Here is a 14,576-nt window from a genome sequence, read left to right as displayed (position 1 = left end):
ATGGTCCTTCTATCGAATGATGCCGTTTCTGAATGCCGCGGCGACCAGCGCCGTTTCCTTGAAGACGCCGAGCTTCATCTTGGCGTTGGCGATGTGGGTGTTCACGGTGATCGGCGAAATGCCGAGAATGGTGCCGATCTCGGCGGCGGTCTTGCCCGCCGCCATCCAGCGGATCACTTCGGTTTCGCGCGGGGTGACCTGGCTCATGGGTCCGCAGGCCCATCGATGCTGGGCACGCGCGGCATCGTCACATGCGCGCCCGACAGGGTCACACGCGTCACGCGGTTGGGGTGGCGGATCGGCTGGACCGGCGGGTCCGCCTTCGGCTGCGGATGCCAGGTGTCTTGCCTCGAGGGGAACCTGTCGCGGTTTCGATGCGCCATGTTGATGACGGTGTTCTTCTTCGAGCCGAACAGGTTGGCGATCTCTCTGGCCGACAGCCCTTCCTTCCAGAGCTTTTCCGCCTTGACGATCTTGTCTTCCGTCCAAAAGGTGATGGTCACTTGGTGGCCTCCTGTGCATCGCGTGCGGCGCGGGCGATGATCGGGTTGTCGGGAAACATGCGGGCGAGCTCCCGCTTGGCGTTGCGGCTGCCATTGGCCGCATCACGCAGCAGCTGCATCTTGTAGGCCGGCACTTTCGGCCGCGGCACCTCGGGCTCGGCTTCCAGGCGCGGCCGGCGCTCGGCCTCGATCGCCGCCTGCTGATGGCGGCACTCTTCGGCAAAGCTGGCACTGCTCGGGGCAAAGGCGCGGTTATGGTCCCTCACCTTTCCGGAGATGAAGCGTTTGGCGGCCCCCCAGACCGCCTCTGCCGGCAGGCCCTCGACGGCGACGAGATAGGCGCGGATCTGCATGTCGGGATCAGTGCCTGCGGATGCCGGGAAGCCAGAAAGCATCCCCGAAATGATCTTCACCAGAGGGGAAATCTCGTGCGGCATCCACTGCTGTCCTTCTCGTGCTGCTGTTGATCGACCCGGCTTCCCTCGCCTTCTCCTTGAGGTACCAGTCGCATTTGATTGCCTGCCAGCCGCGGAAGATCTGCATCTCGGCGGCGCCGACCGGATCGCCGGTCATCAGATATTCCCTGGCCTGCATCCGCGCGGCATAGACCGTCAGCGGCTTCTTCAGCGTGCGCTTGCGATGCTCGATGATCGCTGCCGCCAGTTCCTCGCCCAGCACCGGGCGGAGGATTTCCATGATCTCCTCACTCACCGTGTCCTTAGCCATGCGATGTCCCTTTCGCGCTTGAGGTGGCCTCTTCAAATCCGCAGCCTCCGCCGCCCGCCGGCAAAATTGACCGGGGCGCCGGGCCCGGCGGTGCGGCGTGCAAACCGCCGGATCTCTGAGCCGGCGTGGTGCTGCTGGGTGGTGTCGCCCTTTTCGGCGCTTCGGAGCCGGTGGATCTCGGTTTCCACCGAGGGCACCGACACCCCAAGGATGGCAGCGATTTCGATATAGTCCCGGCCGGTGCGGAAGAGTTCGAGCGCGTTCATATCAGTGCTTTGATGCGCCGGCGCGGCCTCGGCCTGGAAGCTCATCGCTTGATCCTTCTTTCCGATTTCGAACGCGGCTCGCCGTTCCCGCCGGAGCGGGGCTAGCCTCGTGCTTCATTTTCAAATTCATCGATGACGACCGGAGCTGGCTCTTGGGCGAGCAAAGGCTCCGGTCGTCTGCCAGGCCGCCGCCTGGGTGGGCACGGCATCGCCGCGCCCGGTGGGCACGACACAGTCGCGCCCGGTGGGCGCGACAGAGTCGCGCCCGGGATGCTGGCGTCGCCGAGGGAGGGCAACGACGCCAGCGGCCGATAGCCGTCAGGGAGGGGCTGGGCTATCGGGGTTGGGGATCGGCAGAGCGCCGGGCGGGATGATCGTTTCCCACATCTCTTCCGGGCTGGTCGGCCGGCCGCAATTCTCGCAGTGGCGCTCGATCACCTCGGCAATCGACAGCGCCTTGCCGCACATCGGGCAGCCGCTGTAGCGGGCGGCTGTTGCGGTGGAGATGGTCATATCGATTCCACCTCCCGGTTGGCGTTCAGCACCTGCTGCAGGGCCTTGGCGAGAAAAGGGATATCCTCGTTGCGAACTGATATCACCGACATCCGCCCTCCCCTTGGCCCTTGCGGCCGGTGAATGACGACGCCGGTCGGCATGACGTCCATGGCGAGCCGCTCTTCGCTTGAGATGGTGAACCTCATGCCCTGGTCTCCCCCGCCGCGGGACGCGGCGCGCAGGCCGGTAAAGCCCGAAAGGCTGATCGGTTGTTGATGATGTCGCTGTATGTCATGGCGAATAGGGTACAATTAATACCCGATATGTCAAGCGCATTAGGGCATGACATGTACCTTATTTTAGGGTATTTTTTATATCATGTTGAAAGAGCAGGAACAATTTGAGCGCGAAGAACGCGCAAAGCGCCTCATCATGGCCCGAAAGAATGCGGGCTTTGCCGGGCCGAAGGCGATCGTCGATCGGTTCGGCTGGAATGCCAATGTCTACAAGGCGCATGAGTCGGGCCGCAATGGCTTCGGCATTGCCGATGCGAAGAAATATGCCCGCGCTTTCAAGGTCAATCTCAACTGGCTGCAGTTCGGCGCCGGCAACGCGCTCGATCCGGATGAGCTGCCCGCCTCCGTCGCCGATGTCCCAAAAATCTCCTGGGTCAGCGCCGGACAGCTGAGCGAGCAGGCGCCGATCACCGATTTTTCGGAATTCCCGACGGTCGCCGCCCTCGATCTGCCCGATGGCGAATGGATCGCGCTCGAGGTCGAAGGCAATTCGATGAACAAGATCTCGCCGCCGGGCTCAATCATCTTCGTCAATCTGCGCGACAAGCGCCTGGCGCCGAACGCGCTTTATGTCGTCGCCGACGAGACGGGGGCCGCAACCTACAAGCGCTATCGCCCGAATGACGACCCGCCCTTCCAGCCCGCTTCCTACGAAGACGTGCCGCCACCGGAATTCCAGGGCGCCGTCACCATCGTCGGCCGCGTCCGCCGGTCGATCATCGAGATGTGAGGTTCCATGCCGGGCGCGCTCGACGATCTCACCGTTTTGTGTGTACTACCGGCACCCGTGTGCGCACATCACCAAGCTGCCGGGCAGATCAGCAGAAGATAACATTGGAGGGGAAATGCTTGCTTTTATGGGAACATGGCCGGCGCCGGTTGTTTACGGCTTGGTTGGGGGGATATTCGGAGCGATCGGCGCGGCTGTCGGCCATCTGGCGGCCAAGCGATTTCCGAATGCGAGAACGATCATTGTTGTTCTGTTTCTTGCCAGCTCAAGCCAAGTCACCAAACTGATCGTCATTCCCAGAATCCAGAATGACGAGGCGAACGCTAATCTGCCGCAGAAGATAGACGCCATTACCACTCTTGAGCGCATCTCTGTCGAGGGGAAGACGGTCCGATATTTTTACCGTCTGAGCGATTCCCTCCCTTTAACGGATGGAGCGGTTATGAAATCAGGCATTGCCCCGTCCGTGTGCTCTTTCTGGAAGCCGAAGCTTGATTCGGGCGAGGCCGAACTCGCCGTCTACAACTACGCCTTCAAGGATGGGCAGTCGAGTTTCGACCTGAGGGCAAGCGATTGCCAATAACGTCGCGACGTCAGGTCGTCCGTTAAAGAATATCTCGATGATTCAAACGTCGTACAAAGGGTAAAAGATGCTAAAACCGACTTCGCGAACCGCAGAATCTGGTTCTATATCGTGACCTTTGCGGTGTTTCTCCTGGCGTTCAGCGCCGCGCGGGAGATCTATGGTCTTTAGGATTTCGCTCTGAACCTTGCCGGATGGCATCCAGACCCGCCTCGATCACTTCGTCGGTGATTTCGATTTCGTTGCGCATGGCCGACCTCCTTTTTTCTCTTAGCTTCATACTCCAGCTTCAGTTCTCACTCCTCTCTCTTAGGCTTGGGAGGAGAAGGTTCCTGAAGGCTGGTGAGGGAGGGTTCCGGCCAAAGCTTCCCCCTACCCCATGAGCAAAGCCCATGAAGCCGGGAGAGCATTGGCCAAGTCCTGAAGGCCGGAGCCGGGATGGGACACGTGCCAGAGGGGCCATTCGCTTCGCCCTCGTCCTGATTTTCTGACAGCGCACTTAAGGACTTTCGCTTCCCGCGCCGCTGGGCTTCGTCAGCTCGGGAGTTGCACCCGGTCGCCCAATCACTGGCCCCAGACATAAACCTACGATTCGTACCTCGTCAATCACTGAGGTATTTTTTATACCTCTCATCATTGACGTGATAGGGTATTATATATACCTTTCTCCTCAAGCCGATCAAATGGGCGAGAGGACAGGCAATGCAGCACATCCGCAATATCGAGACCGAGGAAAGCAGGCGGGATGCCCGCTGGAATGGCGCACAGACGATCGGCGACTGCCGCGCCTATATGGCAATCGAGGCCCAGCGCATGGGCGCGCTCGGCTTTGCGTTCCTCCGCCGTCCCGAACATTTAATCCGCGGCCCGTCCTGGCTGCGCGGGGCGGCGGCTTCCGTCGAGGAGCATTACCGCTACGCCCGCGAGATCATGGGCATCGCCAACAACGATCAATTCTACGCCTGAGGGGAACGGAGATGCCCGCTGCCAAGCTTACACCTGCTTCAACCGAGAGCCCTTCCCTTCCTGCGGCCCCACTGGCCGGAGCAAACAAAAAGACTCGCGCCAAGGGCCGCGTCACCGCCGGGGCACCCGATCTGCTGACGGCGCTGGTGGAGGCCGAACGCTTTTTCGATGGCAGCGACGATCGCGGCTGCCCGCTTCACCAGAAGATCCTCGCCGCCATCGACACGGTGAAAAGCGGCGCAGCATGAGCGATTGCCTGATCAAGGCCTTTTCCGGCTGCGCCTGCCCGCCCGACGAATGCGCTGAAAAGCCCACCACCCCGACGCCGGTCACCTTCGTCTCGTGGCGGACCCAGGCCATCGCCTGCCTCGCCTTCGGCTTCCTCGCCGCGATCATCTCGACCGTCTGGATGGAGACGCAGTTCAAAACCCGGGATCTGCGAAACCAGGAGCAGGTATCATGGAAGTGAGCCAGGGCTTTTGCCAAACACCACGGATCAGGAGCTGAACTTGATGTCGCTCGCCTTGGCCGCGGTAATGAATGCGCGGCGCACCTGCTCCGGCCCGGCCGCATCATTGAACACATCAAGCACAAGCCGCTCGGCCACCTTGGCCGCCGGCGTCTGCTCGGGCCAGTCATTCAGCAAGGTGTTCCCCGCCTGAACGACATTGTAGACGGTTCTGGTCTTCCCATTGATGGTGATTTTCACCGGCTTGAAGCTTCGTCGCTTGCTCATGATGCAGCCCCCTCACGCTGGACACGCGACTCAACGAATCACTTCGGGACTCGTTCCGGTTAAAAGGCAACCCGGCAATAATATTGTGATGCGTTCTAGTTTCGGCAGTCAAGCCGGCTCGTATTGTGGTGGGGCGAGTTTGAAGGGGCTGATCTTAGCAGCGTTCAATTCAGGATAAACCTTCGCCCATCGTGACAGAACTGGCGCCAAGAATGAATCACCTATCGCAAATGCCGCCAACAAATTTCCGCCATTTCCATCGATGCCTGTAGCTTCAGAAATAGCTCGCTCCAGGCTCACCGCCGTTTTGCCAGTAGCCTCCTTTACGTTGACGCCACCAAAATCTATCTTACCCTCCTTCTCCATCACAAGCATTTGGGCCAGCAAGTAGCCCATTCGAACGCCACCGGGAGGGTGATCTGAATCGAACAAAGTTTCGATCTCAAAAGGTGCGTGATCGAACCCGCGTATGATTGCTAAGACGGCGAATACATAACTCTGAAGTCGTTTTTCAACCCGTTTGCCTTCATCCCCAGTATCGATTTGGTCAATTGAAAGACGTCGTGTTAATGCGCCCTGCACGCAGAATAGGTTCGCAAAGCAGTCGGCGTCCATCTCGAGCGCTTGATGGGTAATGTTTTCGTTGCGGTCAGCCTCGAGATCATATTCGAGAATATACGTTACACCATTTACAGTCTTTCCCAGCGCAAGGTGGCCGTTTACGATGTGACCAAGCTCATGCAGGACGAGCCATTCAAGCGCAGTAGAATCTAGCTGGTTACGAAACTCGTTTAACTTCGTGCCTAGATCTAATATGGGAAGTAGCGAAAGAGCGGCGTAAGCCTCGAACGTGTCACCCATTGGCGAGGTAAGCTGATTTTTGGAGACGGGGAAATCTGCAGAAAAAAACTCTGCAGAGACTGACGTACTCAGAATCCGAGATATACTTGCCGACGTCCTGATTGCCGCAGCAAGCCAAATCATTATGCAATACTCATCTTCGCCTAGACGTATGGCACAGGCTTGGAAATCTCTTCCCTTGTCCATCACCAAACAGACGTGAATCTTCGCGGAAAGCTGCATGTCGCTTTCGCGCCATCTTAAAAAGGCTTTGACCAATCCGGGTTATCGGGTCATCGCGCTGTTCAACTAGAACCCATGCCTCATCATATCCAATGATGGCGAGAGTAGCGTTAATCTCGTCTATTGCCCGTAGTGGAAGGTCGGTCAGCATTAGTCCTCCGCTGGCGTTCATTGCCCTACCGGAATCGGTAATTCACCTTATGGATGTACCATTGCCGGTTCCGGGCGAACCTAAATCGTCGCCACAACGTCAGCGATAGCTTTCTTTTTTGCAAGTCGTTATATGAGATCCGAGGGTCTGGCCTTTGCACGCAATATCCCTTCACGATGCTCGCTCAACCGTTTCAAACGCCCTCTCTCGTCGTCGCTTTAGTGCCATCGTCAAACGATTCCGGCTATCTTTAGAACGTGAGAGGGCGAGCACCCTTGGAAAATCCTCCTCTTGATTTCGTCGACGCCAATGTCTATTTTGACCATATATGGTCATTTAAGATGGGAGACTTTAATGTCGACAATCAGCGTGGCAGAAGCAAAGGCGGGTTTCGCCGGTCTGGTGGATGAAGCGGCAAGCGGAGAGTTCGTGACAATCACGCGGCACGGAAAGCCCGCTGCCGTGCTTGTTTCGGTCGAAGCGGCCGAGGCGGCGAAAAGGGCTTTGAGGAAGCCACGGCCGAATTTCGGGGATTTTCTGCTGACGTTTCCCGGTGGGGTCGAGCTGGAGCGGAACCGATCGAAAATGCGGGATATCGATCTGTGACCGCCTATCTTCTCGACACCAACATCATTTCGAAGTTCGCGCCGGGCAAGGTGGCGCCGTCCGATCCGGTGCGGGCATGGTTTCGTGATCAAGGCGACGCCGATGCTCTCTTTCTGTCGGCTCTATCAGTCGCGGAGATCGAGAAGGGAATGCGGAGCCTTCACCGTCGCGGCGGAATCGAGCGGGCAAAGCGCCTTTCGGCATGGCTGGACTCCATCACCGACAGTTTCGGCGATCGGATATTGCCGATGGATACCGTTGTCGCGCGCATCGTCGGCGCCCTGGAAGATGACGCCGAGCGCCAGGGCCGTCATCCCGGCCTCGGCGATCTCATCATCGCGGCGACCGCGCGCGCCTATGACCTCACTGTCATTACGGAAAACCTGCGGCATTTCCAGCCGCTTGATGTCTCTGTCGATCTTCCCGCCGCGTTCCGGTCGGAATGATCCGAAGATTTCCGACGGCGGTTGGAATAAACTCAGGCATGACGGTTTGAAGATATTTGTCAAACGTGTTGCGGATGGTGAGATCACAGTCGGCGGCTGAGATCGCAGCACAGCGCCGCAAGTTCCATCGGCCCGCGGCTTCTCGGTCTTGCGGTTCAAGGCGATCCGGCGACCGCCCGTTCAAGCGGTCCCCGATTCAGCTATTTGGCCACGTGCCAAACTCCCCCAACGCCATCGCCCTTGACTTCACCGGCTTTCTTATCCTCGACATAGGTGTAGAGCGGCTTGCCCTCGTAGGCCCACATCTCTTTGCCATCCGCAGCTTTGACCAGAGTCCATTCGCCTTCTGCCTTGGCCTTGGCTCCGGCGTGGAACGCCGGCCACTTCTTCAGGCAATCCTTATCGCAGTTGGATTTGCCGTTTGTATCTTTGTCGAAGGTGTAAAGGACCATGCCTTTTTCAGTAGCCAGGACCTTGCCCATTTTCGTGTCCACCATCTTGGCAGGCTCGGCCGCAAAAGCGGATCCGGCTAAAGCAGTTAACGCGCCTATCGCAATCAATATCGTTCTCATGACTTTTCTCCCATTCGGCAGCGCCGGCGGAATGCCGGCAGTACCCGATCTAACTGGCAAAAACGCCCGACTATGAAAGCAGTTCCATCCACGGGGGACGAATACGACAGGCCAGCAATGGTTATAACGTCTGCGAGGGGCCAATGACGGTTATTGGCGGCAACGTGTTCCCATAGCTGCGGCCGTCATCTTCCGGCTCTGATTAGTGAGATCTGACCCCAGATGGAGGCACTCGTTGCTGGTCAGCCAGCGCCAGAGGTTTCCGCGTCCATCTGACCGGACCGGGGCCCAAGGCGCTCCGTCAGGTTCTGGAGGAGCCTATCCCGGGCGGAGTTCTGGACGAGATCGATGGCCAGGGTCAGGGCGCGGCGGCCTTCGTTGCTATCGATCTCACAGCGGTTCTTTGTACACCACTGCCGAACCGCAGTGATGACCATTCGATCTCTTGATCGGACAAGGTAATGAGGGACTGAAGCATTTCGATGCCTCCAAAATCCGAGAGCGCCTACGGTCCGCCAAGAGATGAAACCGGTCGCTAAAGCGCGTCGCGATCTTTCAGATTCGCTTGTCGCGCTTTAGGTCTTTGTTTTTACGCATTTCGTTGTCGCAAAACCGCTGCACACTTTTGCGCGACATGCTTTAGTGATGAGCAGTGGACGTCGCTGCGTTGACCTGCACCGAATAGGGGCTGTCAAACCTGGTGATCAGCAGCGTAGCCAGTTCCTCCGGCGTCCTGTGCCCTTGGCTATAAAGATCGGCAGCCGCGCTGCAGAGCAATTGCGTTGCTCGTTCCGTCGGCGTGACATGATTATGCCGGTACCAGGTCCGAATAGCCTCCGTAAGCACGTTCACGTCTTTCGTCCGGAGCGAGAGATTGAAATCGATCATATCATCCTCCTACGCCTTGCCGCTCCGGGTTAATCTTGAGTTCAAGCTCACGCTAAAAAATTTAAGCCATTGGCTCCTCGCTGCCAACTATCAGTGCGGTTGCGCACAGTGGCCGCAAGGGCATCGGCATAGATGACGAAAGCATGCCCGATACTGTTGATTTGAAACCTGCTGAACGGCAAAATAAGCGACTTATCCTGCCGGGCTTTGAAGGATTTCGAATGCCACGCTTCTACTTCAATATCCTGTCGGAAGCCGGGTCGCTCGAAGACTGGGAAGGAACCGAGCTTCCTGATTTGGACGCCGCTCGCATGGAAGCGGTGCGTGATGCTCGCGCATTGATGAGCAGTGCTGTGCTGCTTGGATATGACATTGGGTCAAGAAGCATCGAGATCAGAAATGAAGCAGGCGATATCCTGCTCGTGTTGCCCTTTTCGGAAGCGATTAAGCGAATGGGCTGATCTACCTGGCGCGGAGCGGAAGACCCAGCACCTTTTCATATTCGCGCTCCGGCACTCCATAGCAGCCACCGGCAATTTCGATCAATTTTTCCCTGTCCAGTATTCGCACGTTTCCGCGGGTCGATCGGATCGCGTGGACGCCCTCAAGGACGTGTAGTTCATTGGTGACGCCGGAACGCCGGACGCCGAGCATCAATGCCAGAAATTCATGGGTAATGGCCAGGTTGTTGCCTTCAAGGCGGTCGTGACACATCAGGATCCACCGAGCCAGCCGTTCATGCATATTGTAGCGGGCGTTCGCGAGCGCCGAATGGGCAAGCTGCAGCACGGTTGTGTGAACATAGCGAAGGAAGAAATCCTTCATCTCGGGATCATCGGCGAGCGCGCGCTGAAACGTCTCCATCGGCACCATAATTCCCGACCCTGCGACTTGCATGAAGGTGCGCGTGGGGGTGGTCTCTACTGCCAGGACGACGTGCATCCCGGATACGCCTTCGCGCCCGATATGGCCAATTTCCACCACTTCTTCGTCGATGCTGCTGACAACCATGGATGCCAGGCCTCTTTCCAAGAAGCAGACATGCGTGGTCGGCACGTCGTGATCGACAAGAGCATGCCGTAATGGCAGGTCGACGCGCGACATCCCTTCCGAGAGGCGTGCGAAGCGTTCCGCGCTCAACATTTTCAGCAGGGTATTTTCGACAGTCGATTGGTCAATGTGAGTCATAGCGGCTCCGCATGGGAGCTTGGATGTCAAAACCAAACGCCTGTGAGTTGGTGAAAAACTACGGGACGGCCGTTGGTTTGGCCATAGGTCCCGGGGAAGTGTGCGTTTATGACAAAACCGCACATAAGCCGCTGAAATTGTTGATGATCAGCGGCGATAAACCGGCAGCGGTCTTTCGATACCGGCCAAAGACCCTAGCACATTTTGCCTCGGCATGCGCGCTCATTGCGAAAGGACGAGCGATTCACAAAATAAATATCTGCCTTTTGCGGATCGTTGCTAAAAGCCGCAATCAATCTCGCCAGCCAAGTCGGCGGCAATGGGCTTCGGCGGTCAGGACCGCCGCCTTTCGGTCAACGTAAGGACCTGGCAGATAGACCGTGACGCCGCGGAAACTGACGATCACCGCCTTTGTCACGCTATCGAAGACGATAGCCATATCCCGCTCGTAAGCCATTTGATTTCCTGACGACGCTTACTCCATCGAAATGTGCTCTTATTCGAATGAAACAAGGTGCCGACTGCAATCCTTCAGGCGCGGGGCTTTTCACGGCTTGTGACGAAGCGGCGGAACGACTGATGCGACCGGCGATCTATCGACCGATTGGTGCGGAATCGCACAGGAACTCTTCCGACTATCCGTCGTTTGGCCACAAGGATCGCACAGGTGCCCCCTCTTGTGACGGGGCCGTACGCCAACCCTTCCTTCCTGTGCGGTCCGTCCGTTCCCAATTTGCCCCGTTTCGGCGGGGCTTCTTTTTGATCCATAGCGCGCAAGGCGCGAGGACGGCCAGGGACGCGGCAGGGTTTGGCGATGATGCCCCACGCTGGTTCTGCGCCTCACGATGAAATCCTGGGGAATTTTTGGCTGAGATCAGCAGAATCGAAAAACCCCGCCGGAGCGGGGCTTCAGACTGGTCGGAGTGGAGTGATTCGAACACTCGACCCCCACGTCCCGAACGTGGTGCGCTACCAGACTGCGCTACACTCCGTGACCAGCGGCGCTTCTATAGAACAGCCTATCTGGTTGCACAAGCACCAAATTCCAAAAAGCCGGCGGAAATTTTGACGGGGTTGTGACAGGTCGGGAGGTCGGCGGCTGCAGCAAAAGACACACCTGCCGCAAATCGAACTTAAGTCTCAATGGGGCAATTTTCTTTTGCCGGGTTCCGCGCTAAAGGGCAGACGGGACAGGCGAAACCGCTCACGGGGGCGGCTTGCCAGCCAATGCGCTAGAGATCAGGGACGACACGATGAATTTCCGCATGATGACCGCGGCCGGGCTTGCCATTGCGCTTGCCGGATGCACGACCATTCCTTCCGCCGGCAATCCGATCGAGGCCCGCTGGGTGGGCAAATCGGCCGGGGTCTTCTTTGCCGCCTACGGGCCGCCGATCAGCGACAGCGAGCAAGGATCGAGCACCATCTATACCTGGCGGGGCGGCTACAAGACCGTGCGCATCCCGGCGAAATATGCCGAAGGCGCCGATGGCAAGCGCGGCAAGCAGATCGCGTCGGCCCGCACCGCCTATCTGCGCTGCCAGGCCGAAATCACCACCAACTCCGATTACACCATCCGCGACATCCGCACCGTCGCCGACATCCCCGGCGTCAACGGCCCGTCCTATTGCGCAGAGTTTCTGGCGCCCGAACAGAAGTAACGGACGGTTTGTCGAAGAGGCGAAGACAGGCGGCCCGGGTGCCGCCTGTTATGCTGCTGACGACGTCTCGGCGCGGGGCCGCTGCTTTCTGGTTTGTGCCGGGGGCCGCCCCTCATCCGGCTGCCGCCACCTTTGCCAGGGTCGAGCCACGTGTCTCGCCCCGTCCTCCGGACCCCCGCTCGCGGGGCGAAGGGGATATGCCGCAACCTCTCGATTCCCTCTTCTCCCCTCGGGGAGAAGGTGCCCGTAGGGCGGATGAGGGGGCCGGCGACGCCGGTCTTTCCAACAACAGCATGTGAGTTCCACACCGCCCGCGTCGTCTCAGTCGCCGGATAGGTTGTTACGAGAGGGGTGTGCCGTGTGGCCCCCTCATCCGCCTGCCGGCACCTTCTCCCCGAGGGGAGAAGAGATTTGCGGCAATCGCTCGGTTCACACAGCCTCTCATGGGCACCGGGCGCCTGCGGCAGCCGGAGACGCAAGGTTGCGTCATCGCGCCGATCAAAAATTGGGCTGGTCCTAGACTCTTGAACGGTCCGCTGTCGCCCACAATATCATTTCGATCAGGATCATTGGTGGCGTGAAAGGAGGAAAAAATGCCGCTGAACGATGTCCCATGGGTTCGGCCGGTGAGACTCCGGTTGCAGTGCGGTTTGGAGCGCGCCTTCACAAGCGTCTACGACGCCCTGGATTTTCTCGAGAACGAGTGGCCGCTGCGTCATGGAGAGCGCCATGATCGGGCGGTGAAGACGTGTCGCGGCGCCCTCAACGGCATCATACCGAGCATGGTCGCGCGGGAGGCTTTTGTCGCAGCCTGCCTCGAAGCCGGCATGCCGACGGTGCTGGCCCCCTGGAAGACCAAGCCCGCCGCGCATCCGCCCAGGCCGGCGCGTCAGGTTGGCGACCGATATCAAAGACGCCACGCACATTGACGCGAGGAGAGCGCGAGCAAAGCTCAGGATGTCAGCGAAGATTCCGATGAGGCGTTCGAATTGGCGCTCGCGCCTAAAACGTCAGCCGCAGTTGCGGTTCCGCGGCCGGTGCTCGTCCTTCCAGCGAGGAGAGGGTGACGCCGAGCAGCCGTATGCCCTTTCGCGGCGGAAAGATCGGCGCGAGCAGCAGGTTGACCAGATCCTCGAGGTCGGCGATTGCCGGCAGGGGTGTCAGAACCGTCTTGCTGCGCGTGATCTGGCTGAAGTCGGCATATTTCACCTTGAGCGTCACTGTCTTGGCGGCAATGCCGTTGGCCTCGCAGTAAGCCCACACCTTTTCGATCAGCGGCTGGAGCCCTTCGCGAGCAGGCTCCAAGGCGTGGAGGTCCTCTGAGAAGGTATCTTCGGCGCCGACGGATTTGCGCACCCGGTCGGGCTTGACCTGGCGCTCGTCGATGCCGCGGGCGATGCCGTAAAAATAGGGGCCCGACTTGCCGAAATGCTCGACGAGGAACTCCAGTGTCTTCTCCTTGAGATCGGCGCCTGTGTCGATCCCGAGTTGATGCATCTTCTCAGTGGTTGCCGGTCCGACGCCATGGAATTTCCGGACGGGAAGCTGCTCGACGAAGGCCGGCCCGTTCTTCGGCGTGATCACAGCCTGGCCGTTCGGCTTGTTGAGGTCACTTGCCATCTTGGCAAGGAACTTGTTGTAGGAAATCCCGGCCGACGCGTCGAGGCCGGTGACTTGCTTGATCTTGGCGCGGATCTCCAGAGCCACCTCGGTGGCGATCGTCATGCCCTTCAGATTTTGCGTCACATCGAGATAGGCCTCGTCGAGCGACAGCGGCTCGATCAGCGGCGTGTATTCGGCAAAGATCTCGCGGATCTGCTGCGACACCGCCTTGTAGACGGCAAAGCGCGGCGGCACGAAGATCAGGTCAGGACATTTGCGCTTGGCGGTCACAGACGGCATTGCCGAGTGAACACCGAATTTGCGGGCCTCATAGCTCGCCGCCGCCACCACACCCCGGGCGGCCGACCCGCCGACGGCAATCGGTTTGCCGCGCAAGTCCGCATTATCGCGCTGCTCGACCGACGCATAAAAAGCATCCATGTCGACATGGACGATTTTCCGGATGGGGGGTGAGCTTGTCTCGTTCATGGCGGCTTCAGCGATCGCGATGGGATCGGCCTCTGAAATTGCGCGCCGAAACAAAAACAGAACATAGCAGGCTTGGAATGCGATATCAACGATTCCAATCGGCGGCCGGGACCGCCGTCGAAACTACCAGCCGCCCAAGGCGTTCTCATCGTGTGGACATCGATATCAGGAGGCAGCCAATGGCGGACGATAGCACGACCACGATCCGAGCCAGGTTCGAAACACGCGAAGCCGCCGACCTGGCGGTCGAACATCTGGTTCAGCAGCATGGGATTTCGAGGCCCGACATCTTTATCCAGTCGGCAAGCGACCGGAACAGCGCCGGCTCGGCGCCATCGGGCGGGGATGCCTCTCATGACGATGGCGCCCGTCGCGATGCGCCACTCGAAGGCGAGATCGAGGTCTCGGTGGATATCGCATCCAGACAGGTCGCCGCCGTCCAGCGCAGTCTCCGAGCTGCCGGCGCAGTGCGTGTATCGAGCCGCTAGCGTGGCCGATAATCTCTCGAAATCCGCGCCGAGCGCAATTTCAAGACGACCAGCCGCGCGACGAAATCGTCCTGGCCTCACGATGACGGGCTGTTCTTCCA

25 protein-coding genes, 1 tRNA gene and 1 pseudogene are annotated in these 14,576 nt (G+C 59.0%); 11 read left to right on the top strand and 16 right to left on the bottom strand.

The genetic code is table 11. From position 1 onward, the window contains the following. Positions 1 to 9 precede the first annotated feature (9 nt). The 7 genes from N2A41_RS03940 to N2A41_RS03910 all read right to left on the bottom strand — a co-directional run bounded on the left by N2A41_RS03940 (position 10) and on the right by N2A41_RS03910 (position 2,196). Positions 10 to 207 (bottom strand): response regulator transcription factor, encoded by a 198-nt coding sequence (locus N2A41_RS03940; protein WP_017963229.1) that lies wholly within the window; start codon positions 205 to 207, stop codon positions 10 to 12. Beyond that, positions 204 to 503: a GcrA family cell cycle regulator gene (locus N2A41_RS03935; protein ID WP_170263545.1), complete on the bottom strand. Its 300-nt coding sequence runs from the start codon at positions 501 to 503 to the stop codon at positions 204 to 206. The genes N2A41_RS03940 and N2A41_RS03935 overlap by 4 nt, the downstream gene beginning before the upstream one ends. After that, positions 500 to 898 carry a hypothetical protein gene (locus N2A41_RS03930; RefSeq protein ID WP_260111104.1) on the bottom strand — a complete coding sequence of 133 codons (399 nt, stop codon included), beginning with the start codon at positions 896 to 898 and terminating at the stop codon, positions 500 to 502. Before N2A41_RS03930 ends, N2A41_RS03935 begins: the two co-directional genes overlap by 4 nt. Then, entirely contained in the window at positions 864 to 1,229 is a 366-nt protein-coding gene (locus tag N2A41_RS03925) for a hypothetical protein (RefSeq protein ID WP_260057516.1), read from the bottom strand. Before N2A41_RS03925 ends, N2A41_RS03930 begins: the two co-directional genes overlap by 35 nt. A gap of 32 nt (positions 1,230 to 1,261) precedes the next feature. Continuing rightward, entirely contained in the window at positions 1,262 to 1,540 is a 279-nt protein-coding gene (locus tag N2A41_RS03920; protein WP_260110333.1) for a sigma-70 region 4 domain-containing protein, read from the bottom strand. 273 nt (positions 1,541 to 1,813) lie between these two features. Further along, positions 1,814 to 2,008, bottom strand: coding sequence for a hypothetical protein (locus N2A41_RS03915; RefSeq protein WP_260110332.1), 195 nt, complete (start codon positions 2,006 to 2,008; stop codon positions 1,814 to 1,816). Then, a complete protein-coding gene (locus N2A41_RS03910; RefSeq protein WP_018495302.1) occupies positions 2,005 to 2,196 on the bottom strand; it encodes a hypothetical protein in 192 nt (63 codons plus the stop codon). The genes N2A41_RS03915 and N2A41_RS03910 overlap by 4 nt, the downstream gene beginning before the upstream one ends. A 172-nt stretch (positions 2,197 to 2,368) precedes the next feature. On the opposite strand from N2A41_RS03910, the gene N2A41_RS03905 reads away from it, so the two are divergent. The 5 genes from N2A41_RS03905 (at position 2,369) to N2A41_RS03885 (ending at position 5,034) form a co-directional block, all read left to right on the top strand. After that, entirely contained in the window at positions 2,369 to 3,016 is a 648-nt protein-coding gene (locus tag N2A41_RS03905) for a S24 family peptidase (protein WP_222387769.1), read from the top strand. Between the two features lie 115 nt (positions 3,017 to 3,131). Next, complete coding sequence (locus N2A41_RS03900) at positions 3,132 to 3,599, top strand: hypothetical protein (protein WP_027668505.1); 468 nt, start codon at positions 3,132 to 3,134, stop codon at positions 3,597 to 3,599. Positions 3,600 to 4,301: 702 nt separating this feature from the next. Further along, positions 4,302 to 4,565 (top strand): hypothetical protein, encoded by a 264-nt coding sequence (locus N2A41_RS03895; RefSeq protein WP_017963219.1) that lies wholly within the window; start codon positions 4,302 to 4,304, stop codon positions 4,563 to 4,565. Between the two features lie 11 nt (positions 4,566 to 4,576). Beyond that, on the top strand, positions 4,577 to 4,813 hold the full coding sequence (locus tag N2A41_RS03890) for a hypothetical protein (RefSeq protein ID WP_017963218.1): 237 nt from the start codon (positions 4,577 to 4,579) through the stop codon (positions 4,811 to 4,813). Then, positions 4,810 to 5,034 (top strand): hypothetical protein, encoded by a 225-nt coding sequence (locus N2A41_RS03885; RefSeq protein WP_017963217.1) that lies wholly within the window; start codon positions 4,810 to 4,812, stop codon positions 5,032 to 5,034. Before N2A41_RS03890 ends, N2A41_RS03885 begins: the two co-directional genes overlap by 4 nt. A 27-nt stretch (positions 5,035 to 5,061) precedes the next feature. Here N2A41_RS03885 and N2A41_RS03880 read toward each other — a convergent pair whose 3' ends face one another. Both N2A41_RS03880 and N2A41_RS03875 read right to left on the bottom strand, forming a co-directional pair. Beyond that, entirely contained in the window at positions 5,062 to 5,301 is a 240-nt protein-coding gene (locus N2A41_RS03880; protein WP_003546088.1) for a DUF982 domain-containing protein, read from the bottom strand. A 108-nt stretch (positions 5,302 to 5,409) separates the two neighbouring features. Beyond that, the gene (locus tag N2A41_RS03875; RefSeq protein ID WP_260110331.1) at positions 5,410 to 6,384 is read right to left on the bottom strand and encodes a hypothetical protein; all 975 of its coding nucleotides are present in this window, start codon (positions 6,382 to 6,384) and stop codon (positions 5,410 to 5,412) included. A gap of 505 nt (positions 6,385 to 6,889) precedes the next feature. Between N2A41_RS03875 and N2A41_RS03870 the strand changes: the two genes are divergently transcribed. After that, positions 6,890 to 7,141, top strand: coding sequence for a type II toxin-antitoxin system Phd/YefM family antitoxin (locus tag N2A41_RS03870; protein ID WP_260110330.1), 252 nt, complete (start codon positions 6,890 to 6,892; stop codon positions 7,139 to 7,141). Continuing rightward, on the top strand, positions 7,138 to 7,587 hold the full coding sequence (locus tag N2A41_RS03865; protein WP_017963214.1) for a type II toxin-antitoxin system VapC family toxin: 450 nt from the start codon (positions 7,138 to 7,140) through the stop codon (positions 7,585 to 7,587). Before N2A41_RS03870 ends, N2A41_RS03865 begins: the two co-directional genes overlap by 4 nt. Positions 7,588 to 7,787: 200 nt before the next feature. On the opposite strand, the gene N2A41_RS03860 is transcribed toward N2A41_RS03865, so the two are convergent. The 3 genes and pseudogenes from N2A41_RS03860 to N2A41_RS03850 all read right to left on the bottom strand — a co-directional run bounded on the left by N2A41_RS03860 (position 7,788) and on the right by N2A41_RS03850 (position 9,047). Beyond that, complete coding sequence (locus tag N2A41_RS03860) at positions 7,788 to 8,159, bottom strand: COG4315 family predicted lipoprotein (protein ID WP_170263528.1); 372 nt, start codon at positions 8,157 to 8,159, stop codon at positions 7,788 to 7,790. A 242-nt stretch (positions 8,160 to 8,401) separates the two neighbouring features. Then, positions 8,402 to 8,637 (bottom strand): annotated as a pseudogene (locus N2A41_RS03855) (hypothetical protein). A gap of 161 nt (positions 8,638 to 8,798) precedes the next feature. Then, positions 8,799 to 9,047 (bottom strand): hypothetical protein, encoded by a 249-nt coding sequence (locus N2A41_RS03850; RefSeq protein ID WP_162118251.1) that lies wholly within the window; start codon positions 9,045 to 9,047, stop codon positions 8,799 to 8,801. A gap of 221 nt (positions 9,048 to 9,268) precedes the next feature. Here N2A41_RS03850 and N2A41_RS03845 point away from each other — a divergent pair, with 221 nt between their 5' ends. Next, positions 9,269 to 9,508 (top strand): DUF6894 family protein, encoded by a 240-nt coding sequence (locus tag N2A41_RS03845; RefSeq protein ID WP_017963210.1) that lies wholly within the window; start codon positions 9,269 to 9,271, stop codon positions 9,506 to 9,508. Position 9,509: 1 nt separating this feature from the next. Here N2A41_RS03845 and N2A41_RS03840 read toward each other — a convergent pair whose 3' ends face one another. The 3 genes from N2A41_RS03840 to N2A41_RS03830 all read right to left on the bottom strand — a co-directional run bounded on the left by N2A41_RS03840 (position 9,510) and on the right by N2A41_RS03830 (position 11,227). Beyond that, complete coding sequence (locus N2A41_RS03840; RefSeq protein WP_222295582.1) at positions 9,510 to 10,235, bottom strand: Crp/Fnr family transcriptional regulator; 726 nt, start codon at positions 10,233 to 10,235, stop codon at positions 9,510 to 9,512. A gap of 292 nt (positions 10,236 to 10,527) precedes the next feature. Beyond that, positions 10,528 to 10,692 carry a hypothetical protein gene (locus N2A41_RS03835; RefSeq protein WP_170257879.1) on the bottom strand — a complete coding sequence of 55 codons (165 nt, stop codon included), beginning with the start codon at positions 10,690 to 10,692 and terminating at the stop codon, positions 10,528 to 10,530. A 458-nt stretch (positions 10,693 to 11,150) separates the two neighbouring features. Beyond that, positions 11,151 to 11,227 (bottom strand) — tRNA-Pro (locus N2A41_RS03830). Positions 11,228 to 11,488: 261 nt separating this feature from the next. Between N2A41_RS03830 and N2A41_RS03825 the strand changes: the two genes are divergently transcribed. Further along, complete coding sequence (locus N2A41_RS03825) at positions 11,489 to 11,896, top strand: hypothetical protein (RefSeq protein WP_017963207.1); 408 nt, start codon at positions 11,489 to 11,491, stop codon at positions 11,894 to 11,896. A 593-nt stretch (positions 11,897 to 12,489) separates the two neighbouring features. After that, positions 12,490 to 12,825, top strand: a complete 336-nt coding sequence (locus tag N2A41_RS03820) for a DUF982 domain-containing protein (protein ID WP_222253738.1) — start codon at positions 12,490 to 12,492, stop codon at positions 12,823 to 12,825. A gap of 73 nt (positions 12,826 to 12,898) precedes the next feature. Here N2A41_RS03820 and dinB read toward each other — a convergent pair whose 3' ends face one another. Continuing rightward, positions 12,899 to 13,987 carry a DNA polymerase IV gene (dinB, locus tag N2A41_RS03815; protein ID WP_260110329.1) on the bottom strand — a complete coding sequence of 363 codons (1,089 nt, stop codon included), beginning with the start codon at positions 13,985 to 13,987 and terminating at the stop codon, positions 12,899 to 12,901. Positions 13,988 to 14,166: 179 nt separating this feature from the next. On the opposite strand from dinB, the gene N2A41_RS03810 reads away from it, so the two are divergent. Next, a complete protein-coding gene (locus N2A41_RS03810; protein ID WP_162118256.1) occupies positions 14,167 to 14,475 on the top strand; it encodes a hypothetical protein in 309 nt (102 codons plus the stop codon). The last annotated feature ends 101 nt before the right edge of the window (positions 14,476 to 14,576 follow it).

The organism is Rhizobium sp. SRDI969, from assembly GCF_025152725.1.
Lineage (GTDB): Bacteria > Pseudomonadota > Alphaproteobacteria > Rhizobiales > Rhizobiaceae > Rhizobium > Rhizobium leguminosarum_I.
Note: the sequence above shows the minus strand (reverse complement) of the source record. Positions and strands in the feature narration are given on the sequence as shown.